At 39.4% G+C, this 17,221-nt stretch carries 18 protein-coding genes; 6 read left to right on the top strand and 12 right to left on the bottom strand.

What is annotated here, in order from left to right; all coding sequences use genetic code 11:
* Positions 1-144: 144 nt before the first annotated feature.
* From MHI33_RS04555 to MHI33_RS04515, 9 genes are all read right to left on the bottom strand, one after another.
* A complete protein-coding gene (locus MHI33_RS04555; RefSeq protein WP_340909482.1) occupies positions 145-975 on the bottom strand; it encodes a DNA alkylation repair protein in 831 nt (276 codons plus the stop codon).
* A gap of 137 nt (positions 976-1,112) precedes the next feature.
* Positions 1,113-2,300: an MFS transporter gene (locus tag MHI33_RS04550; RefSeq protein ID WP_340909480.1), complete on the bottom strand. Its 1,188-nt coding sequence runs from the start codon at positions 2,298-2,300 to the stop codon at positions 1,113-1,115.
* Between the two features lie 26 nt (positions 2,301-2,326).
* Positions 2,327-3,154, bottom strand: a complete 828-nt coding sequence (locus MHI33_RS04545; protein WP_340909478.1) for a MerR family transcriptional regulator — start codon at positions 3,152-3,154, stop codon at positions 2,327-2,329.
* A gap of 284 nt (positions 3,155-3,438) precedes the next feature.
* Positions 3,439-3,951 carry a hypothetical protein gene (locus tag MHI33_RS04540; protein WP_044139722.1) on the bottom strand — a complete coding sequence of 171 codons (513 nt, stop codon included), beginning with the start codon at positions 3,949-3,951 and terminating at the stop codon, positions 3,439-3,441.
* A gap of 16 nt (positions 3,952-3,967) precedes the next feature.
* Positions 3,968-5,149 carry a hypothetical protein gene (locus MHI33_RS04535; protein ID WP_231129498.1) on the bottom strand — a complete coding sequence of 394 codons (1,182 nt, stop codon included), beginning with the start codon at positions 5,147-5,149 and terminating at the stop codon, positions 3,968-3,970.
* A gap of 20 nt (positions 5,150-5,169) precedes the next feature.
* On the bottom strand, positions 5,170-6,111 hold the full coding sequence (locus MHI33_RS04530; protein WP_340909474.1) for a S8 family peptidase: 942 nt from the start codon (positions 6,109-6,111) through the stop codon (positions 5,170-5,172).
* Positions 6,112-6,407: 296 nt separating this feature from the next.
* Positions 6,408-6,818, bottom strand: coding sequence for a DUF6508 domain-containing protein (locus MHI33_RS04525; protein ID WP_044139724.1), 411 nt, complete (start codon positions 6,816-6,818; stop codon positions 6,408-6,410).
* 126 nt (positions 6,819-6,944) lie between these two features.
* On the bottom strand, positions 6,945-8,330 hold the full coding sequence (rlmD, locus tag MHI33_RS04520; protein WP_340909469.1) for a 23S rRNA (uracil(1939)-C(5))-methyltransferase RlmD: 1,386 nt from the start codon (positions 8,328-8,330) through the stop codon (positions 6,945-6,947).
* A gap of 98 nt (positions 8,331-8,428) precedes the next feature.
* Positions 8,429-9,298, bottom strand: a complete 870-nt coding sequence (locus MHI33_RS04515) for a DNA-3-methyladenine glycosylase family protein (protein ID WP_065097472.1) — start codon at positions 9,296-9,298, stop codon at positions 8,429-8,431.
* 433 nt (positions 9,299-9,731) lie between these two features.
* Here MHI33_RS04515 and MHI33_RS04510 point away from each other — a divergent pair, with 433 nt between their 5' ends.
* The 3 genes from MHI33_RS04510 (at position 9,732) to MHI33_RS04500 (ending at position 11,861) form a co-directional block, all read left to right on the top strand.
* A complete protein-coding gene (locus tag MHI33_RS04510; RefSeq protein ID WP_044139727.1) occupies positions 9,732-10,244 on the top strand; it encodes a hypothetical protein in 513 nt (170 codons plus the stop codon).
* Between the two features lie 133 nt (positions 10,245-10,377).
* Entirely contained in the window at positions 10,378-11,337 is a 960-nt protein-coding gene (corA, locus tag MHI33_RS04505; RefSeq protein ID WP_044139728.1) for a magnesium/cobalt transporter CorA, read from the top strand.
* A 32-nt stretch (positions 11,338-11,369) separates the two neighbouring features.
* On the top strand, positions 11,370-11,861 hold the full coding sequence (locus MHI33_RS04500; protein ID WP_065097473.1) for a DUF2716 domain-containing protein: 492 nt from the start codon (positions 11,370-11,372) through the stop codon (positions 11,859-11,861).
* Between the two features lie 34 nt (positions 11,862-11,895).
* Here MHI33_RS04500 and pdaA read toward each other — a convergent pair whose 3' ends face one another.
* Positions 11,896-12,687: a delta-lactam-biosynthetic de-N-acetylase gene (pdaA, locus tag MHI33_RS04495; protein WP_044139730.1), complete on the bottom strand. Its 792-nt coding sequence runs from the start codon at positions 12,685-12,687 to the stop codon at positions 11,896-11,898.
* A 101-nt stretch (positions 12,688-12,788) separates the two neighbouring features.
* Entirely contained in the window at positions 12,789-12,980 is a 192-nt protein-coding gene (locus tag MHI33_RS04490) for an SE1561 family protein (RefSeq protein ID WP_044139757.1), read from the bottom strand.
* A 146-nt stretch (positions 12,981-13,126) separates the two neighbouring features.
* On the opposite strand from MHI33_RS04490, the gene yfkAB reads away from it, so the two are divergent.
* From yfkAB to MHI33_RS04475, 3 genes are all read left to right on the top strand, one after another.
* Positions 13,127-14,248 (top strand): radical SAM/CxCxxxxC motif protein YfkAB, encoded by a 1,122-nt coding sequence (gene yfkAB / locus MHI33_RS04485; RefSeq protein WP_106030318.1) that lies wholly within the window; start codon positions 13,127-13,129, stop codon positions 14,246-14,248.
* 7 nt (positions 14,249-14,255) lie between these two features.
* Positions 14,256-15,092 (top strand): mechanosensitive ion channel family protein, encoded by an 837-nt coding sequence (locus MHI33_RS04480; protein WP_340909458.1) that lies wholly within the window; start codon positions 14,256-14,258, stop codon positions 15,090-15,092.
* A 256-nt stretch (positions 15,093-15,348) separates the two neighbouring features.
* Positions 15,349-16,068, top strand: a complete 720-nt coding sequence (locus MHI33_RS04475) for a YebC/PmpR family DNA-binding transcriptional regulator (RefSeq protein ID WP_044139732.1) — start codon at positions 15,349-15,351, stop codon at positions 16,066-16,068.
* Between the two features lie 353 nt (positions 16,069-16,421).
* Here the strand turns inward: MHI33_RS04475 and MHI33_RS04470 are convergent, their stop codons facing one another.
* Positions 16,422-17,204, bottom strand: a complete 783-nt coding sequence (locus MHI33_RS04470; protein ID WP_106056770.1) for a YfkD famly protein — start codon at positions 17,202-17,204, stop codon at positions 16,422-16,424.
* Between the last annotated feature and the right edge of the window lie 17 nt (positions 17,205-17,221).

Here is a 17,221-nt window from a genome sequence, read left to right as displayed (position 1 = left end):
AACCGCGGAAGCTAGACTTTTACGAAAAACGAAAAGCCCCTCGAAGTGGGGCCATTTGCGTACACCCCGCTCTTGAGGCTTTCTTTCTGATTGATTTGTTTATGTAAATATTCTTAAAAAAGGAATTTCAGTTCAAGCCCTTATTCACAACTTCCCCTTCACAATCGTTCTCTTGGCTTTCTTAACAATTCTGCTAGTCGCTTTTGTATCAGAATCCTTTGACCACTGTTCACAAAGGCTCACGACCCAATTGGGCTGTGTTTTACTCGCGTCATTGAGCCAATTTCCTACAGAATCTTGAACATATGTGGATGGATCGGATTTGAGTAAATTTAGAATAGGCAGTGCCCTCTCTGGCTCTTGTTTTAATAACTCAATATGCTTTGTCCATACCCCTCTCGGACGGAGCGACTCTAAAGAGAACCGGCGAATATTTTCATCCTCGCTTTTTGCCCATTCTGTTAAATGCTCTATACTTTGATCGAGCTGAAGACTTAGACTTTCTCTCACTGACATCCGTGCAATTTCTCGAACACCAAAATGATGATCAGCTGCAAATGGCTGAATGTACGCAAGTTTCTCTTCCAGTGTTGATAAACTCTGTTTGTTCATATAAGCAGCCCAACAGCGAACGCTATCAGATATGTGGTGAGCAAATGCTAGCAGCACTTCCGCTTGTTTTTCTTCATTCTCTTCATGTAGCACGTCATCTAACAATTGACCAATGAGCCGAATGGCTTTCATTCCTGATTCAGCTTTTTGTTTAGTGATCTCAGATGATACATCGTCTAAACGATGCTCTAAACCAATGGACGGCAAAACATGCTGTATTAGCGTCATATGATTGACAGCCAGCCATTCAGTTAAATTCACACTTTCGATCTCTCCTTGATTCAAAAGGGTCAAGACGTCATGAGGGATATCAGTCCCCTTTCGAGCGCCTTTTCGATTAATCATTTCCTCACTTATTGGCATTCTGTATTCTCTCCTTGTCTAGCGGCTTGGATATTGACTCCTATTGTAGCAAATAAACAACTTCACTGGTGCATTTTTCAAATCAAAAAGGAACTACCCGAAATAAGTAGTTCCTTCCATACAAAATGGAATGTCAGTTAGCTTCCTTGCTCGATCATCTTCAAACTCTTACGCTGAGAAAACCGATCAAACGCTACCATTAGAATGGTCATGAGTAAAGCGAGAAAAACAGTGCCAGCACTGATCCAGCTTAGGTTTAATATAGATGTTTCGCTTAGCACAATCCCTCCTACACCAGATCCTAAGGCAAATCCGAATTGAATAAATGATGTATTGACACTTAAGGCGATATCAGGAGATTTTGGTACAAGTGTGACAAGATATAGCTGCTGAGCTGGTGATGTGCTCCATGTAGCGATCATCCATATCATGATGACAGCTACCATGATCACGAGATTACCTGTGACAAATGATAGCAGCAAGAGCATGATGATTTGCAAAATGATTCCTGAGAAAATCGTGAATATTGGGCCTTTTTTATCTGCCGCCATCCCTCCAAGGCTGGAGCCCAAAAAGCTGCATATTCCTGCTAGTAACAAAATACCACTGATTTCTGTGATGCTAAGGTTTGCTGATGCTTGCAGGAAGGGCGTTAAATAGGTAAATAACGTGGAATATCCACCTACATAGAATAGCGTCACTGCCACCGCGAGTAATATTCGCTTATCTTTTAAAATCGATAACTGCATACGAAGCGTCACCGGTTCTTGTTCTTTCATAGAGGGAATTCGCCTATACACAACAATCAGCGGAATAAGTGTGATCAATCCAATGGCTGCGAATAATGCTTTCCATCCAATCATACTGCTTAAAAATGTCCCGATTGGAACGCCTAAAACCAAGGAGCTGCTGAGTCCCATTAAAATGATACCAATAGCTGTTCCTCTTTTTTCACGTTCTACAAGACGAGTCGCAACAGCCATTGCCACCACAATAGCCGTTCCCCCACTGATTCCTTGTAAAATCCTTGTCATCATCACCATTTCAAACGAATGGCTGACACTTGTGATGACATTACTTAAAATAAAAATCACCAGCATCCATGACAGTATTTTTTTGCGGTCTATATTGATGGTCAGTGCAATGACAATCGGTGCGCCGATTGCCGCTGAGAGCGCTAAAGACGTGACCAATAATCCAGCGGCAGACGTCGTGACATGTAAATCATCTGCGACCATTTGGATAATGCCTGTAATGATATATTCGATTGTTCCAATTAAAAAGGCTGCTAATGCAAGTAAATAAACAACGGTTTTATTCTTCATCGTGACGTTTCTCCTTTGGGCACTGTTTACGATTTGATTTCATTTATAATCGGGATCTGAATTTCAATGAGTCTGCCTTCTTCATTTTCAGACAATGGGTAATAAATCTCTCGGCCTGGCTGGTCTTCTTTCACGCGATATCCATTATTTTCGATCCATGTCGCTAGGTCAATACAAGCTGTTTGGGCAGATGGAGAATGTGAATGAAATAATAATGTCGCCATAGTTTCTTCAGCAGGTAACGTTCGTATCTTGATTCCTTGAGGAAGAGTGCCCCTTAACGCTTTGACGGAATACCCCACCTCAAACTCGAACTCACTTTCTTTTTCGAATGATTCCCTCCATAGCACCACTTGTGGTCCCGAAATTGATTCTTGTTGATGTTTATGTAATAAATGATGAAACATTTGAAAGAATGAAGGGATTTCTTCAACAGTTCCGTTGGATTGAAAAGACATGATGCGTTTGCTTTCCACAGATTTGATGATGACCTCCTGTTCTTTTTCAACACACCCCTCTCTTTTGATGAGATGCATCCGTTCCTTAATACGGGCTAATTTCTGTTGTTCTCTTTCGATCAATTGCTGAATCTCACTCTCTTTCAAGAGAAACATGCCCTGAATTTGCTCTACCGAAATATCTTCACGAAGAAGCTGCCCCATTTGCTTTAACGTAAAGCCCAATTCCTTGTACAGAAAAATTCGGTTGACCTCAAGCAGCTGTTCAGCTGAGTAATAACGGTATCCTGAATCTTGATCAATCTGCTTAGGCTTTAATAAATCAATTTGGTCATAATATCTTAAGGTTTTAACAGGCACTTTACTTAACATAGAAAAATCGCCGATCTTGAACATCCTGCATCTCCTCCGTTTTGTTGATCTGATCAAAGTATAAACCTTTCAGTTAAGGGGAAGGTCAACAGAAGATTTTAATATTCATTCGTATTATCATTAGACTAAGTTGAAGAATGTAGACTCCGACTTCGCATTCATCATCTATCAAGCATTCAGTCACCATGAAATAACTGCTGTTACGCAAAAAAAACCTAGATGTCTTAAAATCTAGGTTTTGCTAATTTTTTGATTCTAATTATATGTAAACAATTTGAGTTACTTTGTAAATTTACAACTATTATCGATTAAAATTTTTCTAACAATCCCATCTGCTCAACAATCTTTATATCATCCATAAATCGTTGCAAACTTACTTTATGCTCTTTCTTTTGTAAATCTGTTGAATAACCTAAGCATAGATTAAAAATACAATCTAACCTTTCTCCGACACCACTATAAAAATAATTCGTCAATATTACATTATTTTCACTTGCAAGAACCACAACTGTAGCCATCTCTAATACATATTCTATATCTTCTATAGAAATCGTTCGATCCTTTTTCTTAGCAGTCATGAATTCATGACTATGAATAGAACGAATCCTACCTTCAAGTAAATTGAGTATAGACTTCTTATAAATGACATACACACTGTGAATATGATGTTTATCAGGACAATAGGGATCTTGTAAAATGAATTTTATACGTTCATCTTCTTTTTCAATTTTTATTGCATCAAGATCATATAATAAAATATGATCAATTTTTTTTATTTTCATAGGAGGAAAAGCCTCAGTTAAATTTGTTTTACTTTTCATTTGATCACCTCATTTTTCACCAAACTTTACCACTCCCGTAAAATGCATGAGATTTTAATTCATAAGGATGATAATGTGTGAATGTACGTTTTCCTTTAGAAGCTTTATGTGCCTTATTATATCTATATCTCCCTGTGGGAGAGGCCCCTTTTGCAATAAGTCGTGCATTTACTGATCCGATACTCCAAGTATCCAAATGGCGTTTCAAACGAGAAATTGCCTTCTTCTTAGATCTACCAGGTCCCACCCATAAACCTATTGAATTTGATGTTCTCATGGCTTCATAATGAACATATCTTTTATTTTTTGTATTGTTATTAGCTACCTTTCCAGCTACCCATAAAGCTCCAGATTTAAGTGATAATAAACCTTGAGCAGCAAAATATATCAGTGTAGCAAGTCCGACACTTATAGCTAAAGCTTCAAGCATACTTACAGTTACTACTGCTCCTAAAGCAGGAATCCAAAAAACAGATGTTTTAAATTCCTCATCATTTAATTCAACATCTACTTTTTCATTTGTTTCTAGGTTTTTCATAGTTGCACTAAATGAATCCTCTAACAGAGTATCTAATTTAATTTCATACTCTGTTAACTTACCATTATTAGTTTCTGAAGAAATATTTATTACATTGTCCCCAATTTCGAACCCAAAGCCTAAAACAAATTCTTCATTAGATTCATTTTTCCCTTTTATTTGAACTATGACGTCACTGCTATCAATAAGACTATCTTTTTTATCTTCATGCTCAAAATCCAATTGTTCTTTCATTTCTTCAATAATTTTCAGATCTTCTTCTTCTTCTTCTTCACTAAATATTAATTCTTCTAACTCTTCAAAGTCTTCTTCTGAAATTTTAGATATTTCTTTTTCTTTTTTCTTTAAATACTCCTTATCTATATCTAATTCTTCTCGATTTTGACTAACTAATTCATCAAATGGTTTTTTAAGGACTCCTTCAAATTTCTCCTCATATATGTCTTCCAAATCTCTTTCTAAATTTTTAGTTTGTACTTCCATAGGGGTTAACATATCGACTTCGACATCTTCTAAACCTGAATCCTCCAATTCATTAACCAATTTCTTTTTTACTAATTCCATTGACTCACTATCAGTTAACTGCTCAGCGTTTGTTAGAGGTACATGAAGACTAAGTATTAAGGACACTATTATTATTTTAGTTAACATTTTTTTCATGTGTATTTTTCTCCCTGTTATTATCTGTAACTTTCTTGAACAAAATAGTATTTTGATCCATTGCTTAATTTGATAACTTTAGCGTTTTCCTCTAGAACATTTAAGATTTCATCGTGTTTCATCTTATAACGATTTGAATTTTGAGATAATAAGTTTGATACTATTCCTGTTACAAAAGCAGTTGCAGATGAAGTATGACTTAAATAATTAAATCTATTTTTTGGAAATGTAGTCAAAATATCCAGCCCTGGACCTACAATATCGACGTTTTTAATAGTTGTACCTGAAACTTGATTATATTCATGATTCACTGCCCCAACAGAAATTACATTAGGCTGATTAGCTGGGAATTGAATGTGATTATTAAAACTATTACCAGCTGCTGAAATAGTTATTATTTTTTTGTTTACTGCTTCAACAATTAAGTTTTCTAATTCAACGCTAGCCTTTGATGTACCCGCACTAAAATTAATAATATCTACATTTTGATCTATAGCCCATCTCAATGCTCTCTCTATTACTTTTATATTACTAGTACCTTTTTCAAAAGCTTTAATTGAATATATCTCCAATCTGCTAGATCCTACTACTCCTCTAGTTCCTGTTCCATTATTTCTTGCTCCGATAATGCCTGCTATCCCAGTTCCATGACCAGTATCATCCACAATGCTCTCATTAGGTTTAATAGCATTGAATTCCTTAGTTACTATACCTTTTAATTCTTGATGAGATTTATCAATTCCAGAGTCTATAATTGCTATTTTGATCTGTCTTTTATAAACTTTTTCATGCTTAATATTTAATGATTTATACCCCCAACTTTCTATTTGTTTATTTGTTAAATTCGGTATTTGCTGTTCTTTTTCCCATTCTTGAATTTCACTACTTTTTGAATTGACAATTAAAAAACTCACATAAATCACGACCAAAGATAAAAAAAGAAGCAAAACGAATTTTTTCATTATTACATATACATTCCTTTTAGTAATCTAATACTTTTAATTCGAACAACAAGATAGTAACTTAGCCTTCTATATATGTCAACTATATATCAATTATCCAACATTTATCCAATAGGTAATTTTAGAATAGGAAAACAATTTTTCATTTTTCAATCCTTACTAATAATTGATAACTGAATCATGAAATCAAAAAGTTCAACGTTTCTTGAATCTATATCGTATTCTGTATTACATGTTTTTAAAGCTCTCTCAATCTGCAAACTCTCATTTTTTCCTAATTCAAAACTTAGCCTCTCTTACTCTAAACAATCCAATCTTTCAAGACACTTCAACATGTTTCCAATTTTAAAGAAATCGAGTATGACACCATCGCAAAATCGCTCAGCTCTTACAACCCCCATGATGAGAGCCAGTACACACTGCGCATTTAAATTTGAGATGTCCACATTCTCCATATCGTTCGTTCCACCCTCAATGCCATTTTCTTTGAGGATCTCACTGTAGCGGGTAAGCTCCATTTCTTGATGTTGTTCTGCAAAGGTATAGACATCCTCGATAAAACGACAGACCGTTTCGGAATGATTCACATAGGGCATCTGAATGGGGTGTTCCGCTGTTCCATCATTTTCTTTATCTATTACCCATTCTCCTATATGATCCTCCTGAAGCATAGGTATGTATTTAGTCAACATCTCGAATTGGCTCATTTTTATTCTCCTCTATTTCATTTATTTAATCGACACCTATGGATCAGTATATAAAAAAATCCGTGATCATCCTACAAGCTAGAAGCCAGTATTCAAATCACGGACAGTCTTTATTCATTTCACATTTTACACTCTTACCATTGATACAACGGTCTCCACATGCGCCGTATGCGGAAACATATCGACTGGCTGCATGTATTCGATCTTGTAGTCTTTTGACATGTATTCGAGGTCTTTTGCTAGTGTTGATGGGTTGCAAGAGACGTAGACAAAGCGTTTTGGTTTGACTTGTTTGACGGTGTCTAAGAAGGTGCTTTCGCAGCCTGTTCTTGGCGGGTCGACGACGATAACGTCAGGACGGAAGCCTTCTTTGACCCATTTTGGCAGCCAGTGTTCGGCTGTTCCGGTTACATAGGTCGCGTTTTTCATGCCGTGTTTTTTGGCATTTTTCTTGGCATCATCAATTGATTCTTTGATGACATCCATTCCTCGTACTTCTTTGGCGCCATCTGAAAGCCACATCCCAATCGTTCCAACGCCGCAATACGCATCGACAATTTTTTCTTTGCCAGTCAGTTTTGCCGCTTTTTTTGCTTCGTCGTAAAGCTTTAGCGTTTGCTTCGGATTCAATTGGAAGAAAGCACGAGCACTCAGTTCGAAGGAGACGTCTCCTAAAAATTCTTGAATGACCATGTTGCCAGCTAGGTGAGATGTCTTATGACCAAAGATGACCGACGTTTTTTCACCATTGATGTTGTGCATAATGGACGTCACTTCTGGCAGACGTTTTTGAATGGCTTCGGCAATTTCTTTTTTCTTTGGAAATTCAGGTTTTGATGTGACAAGAACAACTTGTACTTCACCTGTTTCAAAGCCAACTCGAACAACAATCGACCGCACGTCGCCTTTTCTTGTCCGTTCATTGTAGACCGATACACCGAATTTCTCTAAAATTTTGCGGACAACGCCCGTTGTTTTGTTCGTTTTCGGGTGCTGCACGATGCATTCCTTGATCGGTACAAGCTTATGAGAGTTCAGTCCGTATAGCCCCGCAATGATGTCGCCGCTATGAGAACGCCCTACTTGGAACTGACTTTTATTCCGGTAGTGCCATGGATCTTCCATACCGATCGTTGGTCGAATATCTAACTTTTCAACTGATATCTTCGTATGGCGTTCCATTGATTGAATGACAATATCACGTTTTTCCTTTAGCTGCTGCTCATACGCCAAATGCTGAAGCTGACATCCGCCGCACTCTTCGTAAACTGGGCATGGCGGTTTCACTCGATGCTCGGAGCGCTTTCTAACTTTTCTAACCGTACCTTCTGCATATTTTGCTTGGACATTCGTTGCTTCCACAACCACTTCTTCGCCTGGAAGCACACCTGGGACAAAGACCACTTGCTTTTTAAAATAACCGACCCCTTCACCATTAATGCCAAGGCGTTTAATGGTAAGCGGAAACTGCTGTCCCTTTTGCAAAAGGGCACCTTGCTGTTTTTCCTTCACTTCATTCTCTCCGTTCTATCTGAACCCTTGATAGGTTGTCTTCATTTTATTCCATCTCATTAGTATACCATGACTTGGACAAAGAGAGAAAATCCCTTTCATTTATCTGTCTCAATGCTTCTCCATAAATATAAAGAAGCGTAGCTTAAATAAGGAGTCCAATCCTTGCTTAATGCTGCCATCTCTTCTTTTGTCGGCTTTGCAGGCAGGTCAAAGTGCCGTTTGATGGCGTTTTGAATCCCGATATCTGCCATCGGAAAGAGATTCGGTCTTCCAAGTCCATTCATGAGCACATTTTGAACTGTCCAAGGTCCAATCCCTCTAATCGGAAGCAGACGTTCTTCCACCTCCAGATCAGTTAAATCATGTAATTCTTCTAAAGAAAGAGAGCCGCTCACAATTCGCTTTGAGACATCGATGACATATTCCGCTTTCCTCTGACTAAATTGGAGCTTTCTCAAATCCTCTGTTTCAAGTGAAGCGATGGCTTCTGGTAAAGGATCAAACCAAACCCCCTCTATTTGCTCGCCGTACGTATGAACAAACCGTTTCGTGAGTTCATAAGCAAACGCCAGATTGAGCTGCTGATGAATGATGCATTTCATCAAGCAATGATATAAGTGAAAATCCAGCATGAGCGGTGTCCCCTTATGACGCTCAAAAACGGGCGCTAAGTTGGTTTGAGAAAAATGCTCATGGACAGCGTCTAATTGATGCTCCATGCCAAATATCCGTTTCACCTCACATATGAGAGGTTCCTCAGGACCATTTCCTTTCACCCGAAACGTGGGCGCTTCTTTTGTTCCGGTGGCTTGAACGACGACAACGTATGGTTTTTGTTCTAATCTGATTGGTACTTTGATTTCTCTTTTATTCAAATCGACTGCTTTTAATGGATCATTTGATAAGCGTCTGAGCACTTGATCAAAGTGATATGGCGGTTCAACAGTCAGCTCTTTTTCCCACATGTTTTCCTCTTCCTTTCTGCAAACACGCAGATGCGATTGTTTCACTTTGCATGAATGATTCTCTTGATTGAATACATTTAAACATAAAGAGTACAAGAATTTATCAGTTATATCTTCCTTATTTCCGGTCATTTTCCTTTTGGTTGAAGGAACATTTTTAGTCGAATTCAGCTAAAATTCGACAGCACCCTTCAAAATTTTAGGCTCATTTTCCTTAAATTAGAAATAGAACCTCTGGGTGATATCTTCTATCCTAAAAACATTTGTATAATTATGACATATCAAGGAGGTGAACAAAGGAATTAGCTGATTAGGCAATCATTTGTTTTATCTTGCAGGAACATATTTTACCTCATTGATAACCGGCTTCACCTAGTTTCACTTTTTACGAAAAGGAAGACCCAAACATTTTAAAACAAAGGAGATCCGACCAATGAAAAAAACCATTCTTTCTATTGCCCTTGCCACTGCTGTTTCTTCAACACTACCAGTATTTGCTGACGCTGCTGAGAAAAAAACGTCAGCACCCGTCTCAACTACACTACAGCAAACTGTATTAAACAAAGCGGCTGAAGGAAAAGCTGGAACGACTGCTAGTCCTAATGTTAACGTCAACTTCGATGTTCTTGGAATTGCCAATGCAATTGTTAACGCAGTAAACGCAAATGCCAACCGTTCTGGATTCGTTAAAAGCGTGATGGAAAGCACTTTCTATGCTGCTGGTGGCAGATATAATGTCATGGTCTTTAACCTAAGCCAAAATTATGAAGACCGTTTTAACGGCGTGAAAACTTTCGCTACTGCTAATCTTGGTAACGTTGTTTACGGTATTTGGGTATTTGAAAGTGGTACCTTTAAAAACAACGGCGATGGCGGCTGGGATAACTGGGCGTTCAGAGGTTGGTTTGATCGTCAAGATAAATTTGTTACGTTCCATCGTCCTTAATTCTCGGTTTTATCCATCAATCATACACGCACATTGGACCGATCTCAGTGATGAGATCGGCTTTTTTTATGTAGAACACGTATAAGTTCACCCGCGCTGCTTCATGATATAATGCAAGTCTGGAGGGGTGCTCATGCTGAAGAAAATTGCAGTGACAAAAAACGGCGACTTGATTGAACATGCAACATTGCAGCAGCTTTCAAGCCCCGATATCGCCTGGTATTGGATTGATTTTCATGCGCCTACGGAAAAGGAAGCAGCGCTTTTAAAGGAATACTTTCAGTTCCATCCGCTTGCGATTGAGGATTGCTTCCATTATTTACAGCGTCCGAAGCTTGATTTTTATGAAGGGTATTTATTTTTTGTGCTTCATGCCCTGAATCAAAAGACGCTTCGATCTGAGGAAATCGATCTGTTTGTTGGTGAGAATTATATTGTGACCTTTCATTTGAAGGAAGCACCATACATTGATCGTGTCATTCGAAAGCTCAAAGAATCTGACAAAACCCGAAATAGCGGACCTGAGCATATTGCTTATATGCTGATTGATCAGCTTACCGATGATTATTTCCCAATCATTTATCAAATTGAGGACAGGCTGAATGAAATCGAGGATGAAGAAGGTCATAAAACATATGGAACGCTGATGAACGAAGTATTTGGAATTCGATCCGATTTGCTCAAGCTGCGACGAACGATTATCCCAATGAGGGACCTTTTATATCGTATTGTAAACACGCACATGATGAAAAGCGATACAAATCGTCAAGCATATTTTAATGATATTTATGATCACTTATTGAAATTAACAGAGATTGTCGAGTCGAACCGAGAAATGACAGCAGATTTAAGAGACAGCTATCAGACGCTGAATTCCAATCGAATGAATGCGATCATGATGACGCTGACCATAGTGTCGACCATTTTTATCCCATTGACCTTTATTGTTGGAGTGTACGGAATGAACTTTGATAACATGCCTGAATTACACTGGAAGTATGGCTATTTTGGCGTACTGATTTTCATGGGTGCGCTCGTCTCGGGTATGCTTTTGTGGTTTAAGCATAAAGGATGGTTCCGCATATTCAAATAATGTGTGGAGAGAATGGCTGAGGAGGCGGTTAGATGAAAAACTGGATTCCATTGTCTCATCAAGAACGAAAGCTCGTATGGGAGACGCTCTATCGAGATTTCAAATTTAATCCGAGCATCTCTCGTTTCCCTTCATTTCGCGTACCTTCTCCTTTCATTACATATGATATTTCTGCTTATTTTGAGGACTCTTCCCTTCTACATGCAGATGAAGACCTTGAAGAGAAAGCATTACTTGTTTTTCAGGAGCTTATCAGAACAGACGAATATATGCTGGCACTTGACTGGCAGCACGAATGCTACTGGATCACACCATACGGCTCATTTGAAAAAGATGAATTTGGAGAATGGACAGTGCCTGTGCTTCCTAACGGGGATTATTATTTCTTTTTATCAAAAGAGATGCATTGGGGCTTGCTAGGACATCCTTGGGAGCAAAGTATCACGATTTTCGGTGAGGGCTTGATTGACTCTTTCACGCGTCATCATCCGATTTTGTTTCAGCGTAAAATAAGAGAAGGATAAAGAAAAAGCTCGCAGGTCTTCTGCAAGCTTTTTTCTATAGCTGAGGCAGATGCCATACTTTTTCAAGCATGAGATCGTCTAGGCTTTTAAAGGAATAACCTTGTTTTTTCAGTGCCGTGATGGCATCATCCAATGCCTCGGCATTGTCTCTTGAGACGGTATGAAGTAAGTAAATGGCACCTGGATGCGCCTGCTTCATCATTTGATCGTAAGCATACTGTTTTCCTTTTTGATGATGAATATGCCAATCCACAAACGCCACTGACCAAAAAACGGTTTGGTAGCCTAGCTCTTTTGTTTCCTTCAGCACTCTTTCACTGAATACACCGCGCGGCGGACGAAGATAGAGGTTGTCTTGTTTTCCAGTGATTTTGTACACGGCTTCATTGACACGCCCCAACTCTTCTTTGATTTCTTTCGTACTCTTTGTTGTTAAATCTGGATGGTGATAGGAATGGTTGCCGATGATATGACCTTCCTCTGCCATACGTTTGACGAGCTCAGGCTGATCCTTTACAAAGTGCCCTGTCACAAAAAAGGTGCCTGGTACTTGATGTTTTTTCAGCACATCTAAGATCTTCGGCGTGTACCCATTTTCATAGCCATTGTCGAAGGTAAAATAAATCTCTTTCTTTTTCGTATTTCCTAAATAGAAGGCATCATACTTTTTTAAAAGAGCGTTCAGTTCTTTACCCGCATCTGCTGGCTTGTGTTCTTTGCTTTTCGCAAATCCCCAATGGACGGGCTTATTAGATACGGCTTCCGCTTCTGAGAGAGGCATGGATACAAAAAGCGCACATAAACAGATGAGCATGTATTTTTTCATTTACGTCACTTCCCGGTTTTTCTTCTATTGTGCAGAATAAGACCGAGACTCATACACTGATTCACCTGCCAATTTAAAGAAAAAAGCCCGCACTGTGCGAGCTATTCTTCCTTCCAATCACTTTTAAACCGTTCATATTTCGCTTCTAGGTCGTCAATCATCTGGATCAGTCTGTCTATATCCTCAACATCTGTTGATTCAGGATCTAATGAATCAATCACATTCATAAACATATCTAATCGGTTCTTTAAATAGTCAACCTGCTGCTCTTTGCTGTCTGCTGCCTTGCCCATAGATACACTCCCTTTAGCATTTGTTTCTAGCTTATCTTTTTTTCCCTTGTAAATCAATGAAACCCCACTTGCGTATAACGGTGATGGGGCTTAAAATTAACTGTTGGCGGGTCCACGTTTGCCCGAATGAAAAGGAGATAGATACCATGAACCAAAAAACAGCACTTCGTCCGATTACACCTGCATATGACCCTTGGGAAGCCTATCTTGATGTGCAGGATTACGGAGAGATGAAGCTGACAAATATTGAATTTACAACTACGACGTTGTGTAACATGAGATGTGAGCACTGCGCGGTCGGCTATACGTTGCAGCCAAAAGACCCGAATGCACTGCCGCTTGATTTACTGCTTCGCCGTTTAGATGAAGTTCCGCTTCTGCGCTCAATCAGTATTACAGGCGGAGAGCCGATGCTTTCTCTCAAATCTGTGCGGGAATATGTCGTCCCTTTATTAAAGTATGCCCATGAACGCGGCGTCCGTACACAGATCAATTCAAACTTAACACTTGATTTGGCGCGATATGAAGAAATTATTCCATACTTAGATGTTCTTCACATCTCACATAACTGGGGAACTATCGAAGAGTTTGCAACGGTCGGTTTTGCGATGATGGACAGAAAACCAACCTTTGAGCAGCGCGAGAAATTATTTAACCGCATGATTGAAAATAGCCGGGCACTTGTCAAAGCAGGTGTTACCGTATCTGCTGAAACCATGCTTAATAAACGCACACTTCCATATATTGAACACATCCACCGGCAAATTGTGGAGGAAATGAAATGCCAGCGCCACGAAGTTCACCCGATGTACCCAAGTGATTTTGCCAGCGCCCTTGAATCATTGACGCTTCCGCAAATGCGTGATGCGATTCATCAGCTGCTTGATATTCGTGATCAAGACACATGGATGCTGTTTGGCACCCTACCATTTTATTCTTGCAGTACAGATGAAGAAGACCAGCGACTTCTCAAACGATTGCGTCAGGAGAAGCATGTCACGGTACGAAATGACCCTGACGGACGCTCACGGTTGAATGTGAATATTTTTGATGGGAATATTATTGTGACGGACTTTGGTGATACACCGCCGCTTGGAAATATTGCGACCGATACATTGCAATCAGCTTATACTCGCTGGATGGACACAAAATTAGCAAAAGAGCTGAATTGTCATTGTCCAAGCGTACAATGCCTCGGTCCGAATGTTCTTGTGAAAAACAGCTATTATCAAGATGTTGATTTTACTTCTCGTACAGCCAGGGGGTAACCGATAGATGGACGATACATTTCTGACAGTGGTCAAGAACAAATACATTGAAATTCTAATTGTTGGACTTGTTCTTTGGCTTGCCGTCTTTATTATCAACAAAGCCCTTCAGATTTTCTTTAAACGAACGGAGTTTATTGAAGATAAGAAGAAGAAAACGATCGAGAGCTTGGTCAAATCTGTGACGAAGTACACAGCTTCAATTTGCTTTGTATTCTATGTCATTTCTCTCTTCTTTCATGATTTTGGAAAAATTCTTGCTGGTGCTGGTGTTGCCGGAATCGTCATCGGTTTTGGCGCCCAGACGCTCATTCGTGATATTTTAGCAGGCATCTTCCTGATCTATGAACGTCAGATTCATAAAGGGGATTATGTGACAGTGAATAACCTCTTTAATGGAACGATTGAAGAAATTGGTCTCCGTTCTTTGCAAATTAGAGAATGGAGCGGCAAGCTGTTAACCATTTCTAACGGAGACATCCGGCAAATTCAAAACTATAACATGCACTACATGCGGATTACGGAGTCTGTATTAATTAGTGCGAATCAAAACCCAGATACAGCCTTTCAAGCACTCGAAAAGGCCTGTGACAATTTAAATCAGATGCATCATGATTTTCTCAAAAAAGATGAATTCCAGCATGCCATTGAACCGTTTCAAGTCCATGGCATTATGGGTCTGAACAAGCTGAACCGCGGGATTGAGATCACAGTGAAAGGAATGGTCGAAGACGAAAAATACTTCGATGCCGCCCTCGCTGTCCGAAAAGAAATGATCAAACAACTTCATCAGCATGATGTCAAATTGCTTGAAGATCTCGTTTATCCCCAGCCTGCAAAATAACCTCATTTGTGATGGGGTTATTTTTTATATCATTGGCTCTTATTTCTTTATTTATTAGGTGCGCCGAGCTGACTCGGGTTCTCGAAAAACATGAAACGCTTGAACAGCTTGGACACATCAGCTAAGAAATCTCTTCATTTCAGCCCTCTAACTTCTATCCTCTTGACTAATTCATGTATAATAGAAAACAGAATGATTTCATGCAGCATGGGGACCCTCATACTGTGTATTTTCTAAGTGAAAGAGAGTGAATAAGATGGGTCGTAAGTGGAACAACATTAAAGAAAAGAAAGCATCAAAGGATGCCAGTACAAGTCGTATTTACGCAAAATTCGGTCGTGAAATCTATGTGGCTGCCAAACAAGGTGAGCCAAACCCAGAATCAAACCAAGCACTTCGTTTTGTCCTAGAACGTGCAAAAACATATAGTGTCCCAAAACACATTGTAGACCGTGCCATTGAAAAAGCAAAAGGCGGTGCGGAAGAGAATTTCGATGAGCTGCGCTACGAAGGATTTGGTCCAAATGGATCAATGGTAATCGTTGATGCCCTTACCAATAACGTGAACCGTACAGCGTCAGATGTTCGTGCGGCATTCGGGAAAAACGGTGGAAACATGGGCGTAAGCGGCTCTGTTGCCTACATGTTTGACCAAACAGCTGTCATCGGTGTCGAAGGAAAAAGTGAAGAAGAAACGCTTGAGCTTTTAATGGAAGCAGACGTTGATGTACGTGACATCATGGAAGAAGATGAAACAGTGATTGTGTACGCTGAACCAGATCAATTCCATCAAGTACAAGAAGCATTCAAACAAGCCGGCGCTCAAGAATTTACTGTTGCTGAAATTACAATGCTTCCTCAAAATGAAGTGACATTAGATGATGAATCTAAAGAACAATTCGAGAAACTAATCGATGTATTAGAAGAGCTTGAAGATGTGCAGCAGGTTTATCATAATGTGGATTTAGGGGAATAAAAATTTAAGCCATAGTCGAGGTTGGGTTCATTCAACTGCTGCTATGGCTTTTTTATTTTCTCAAAACATGTAATATATAAATAAAATGTTAATTTCTACAACTCTTTAAGGAGCTGAGCTTCATTTTTAAAACATGGTGGTTTTCTTATTATGGATTTATGATCATTCCTATTCTTGGGCTAAGTTTAATTTTCAGCAACTTCATGATAGTAACAAAAATTTTCTTCTTTCTCTTCATCGCATGGTATTTATATACCATCTTTGACTTTTACAAAAGTGAATTGAAAGGGAAAAATGATAAAACCAATTAGCAAAAAACAGTCATCTCCCCTTGATAAGAGGAGATGACTGTTTTAATTCATCCCTTGAAACCCAAACGTCAGGTGATCCTGAACAGGAATCCAAGCGCCGATTCCTTGTGAAGTCACGTTTTTCACGACGAGTTTGCGTTTATTTCCTTTAAGCACAAGGTACACTTCTCCGTATGTCACCTTTCCTTTTTCGTTAATCGCTGGTGCATAGGCATGTAGTGAAGCTGCTTTTTTCGGAGAGACATGGTACGACTGATCTCGTTTTGTTCCTGCGCCAATGACTGTGTCAAATGCGAGGGGTAGCTTTGTTTTTTGAATGGCTTTTTGCATCATCAATGTTTTCACATCTTCCGGGTTTGGTACCTTTGCTGTGAGCCCGCCGCTCACTTTGACTTGCTGCTTTTGAACGTATTTGCCAATGGCTGTTTTGTTGCCGCCTCTGTTATCAATGTGATTCGTATTCACTTTTTTGTATTCCCAGTTGGCCACCGTTTCGTTTGAATCATAGCTCAGTGCCCATCTGCCAAGGAAAATGGTCGCGCGGTAACCAACAGCTAATGGCGTCCCTGAAATGCTGGATTCATTTAGCATTTTGATCAAATGGGTATTCTCAATAGGAACATTCGTTGTTTTAAACAATTCGGCTGTCAGCTCGCTCGGTTGGAGCAATGGCTGGTCCTGTGACGCATTCGGATACGTATTCTCCTTAGAAATACTGGCGACAGACGATGGCACCTTAAATGACTTCGCCGCCTCCGCTGGAAAGCTGTATAGAAAACTTAAGGATAAGAGAACAACAAACATGATGCGGGGCATCTTTTTCATATCATCACTCTTTCTCA

This window comes from Bacillus sp. FSL K6-2971 (assembly GCF_038006405.1).
Classification (GTDB): Bacteria; Bacillota; Bacilli; order Bacillales; family Bacillaceae; genus Bacillus; species Bacillus pumilus.
This window is presented reverse-complemented; position numbering and strand designations above follow the sequence as displayed.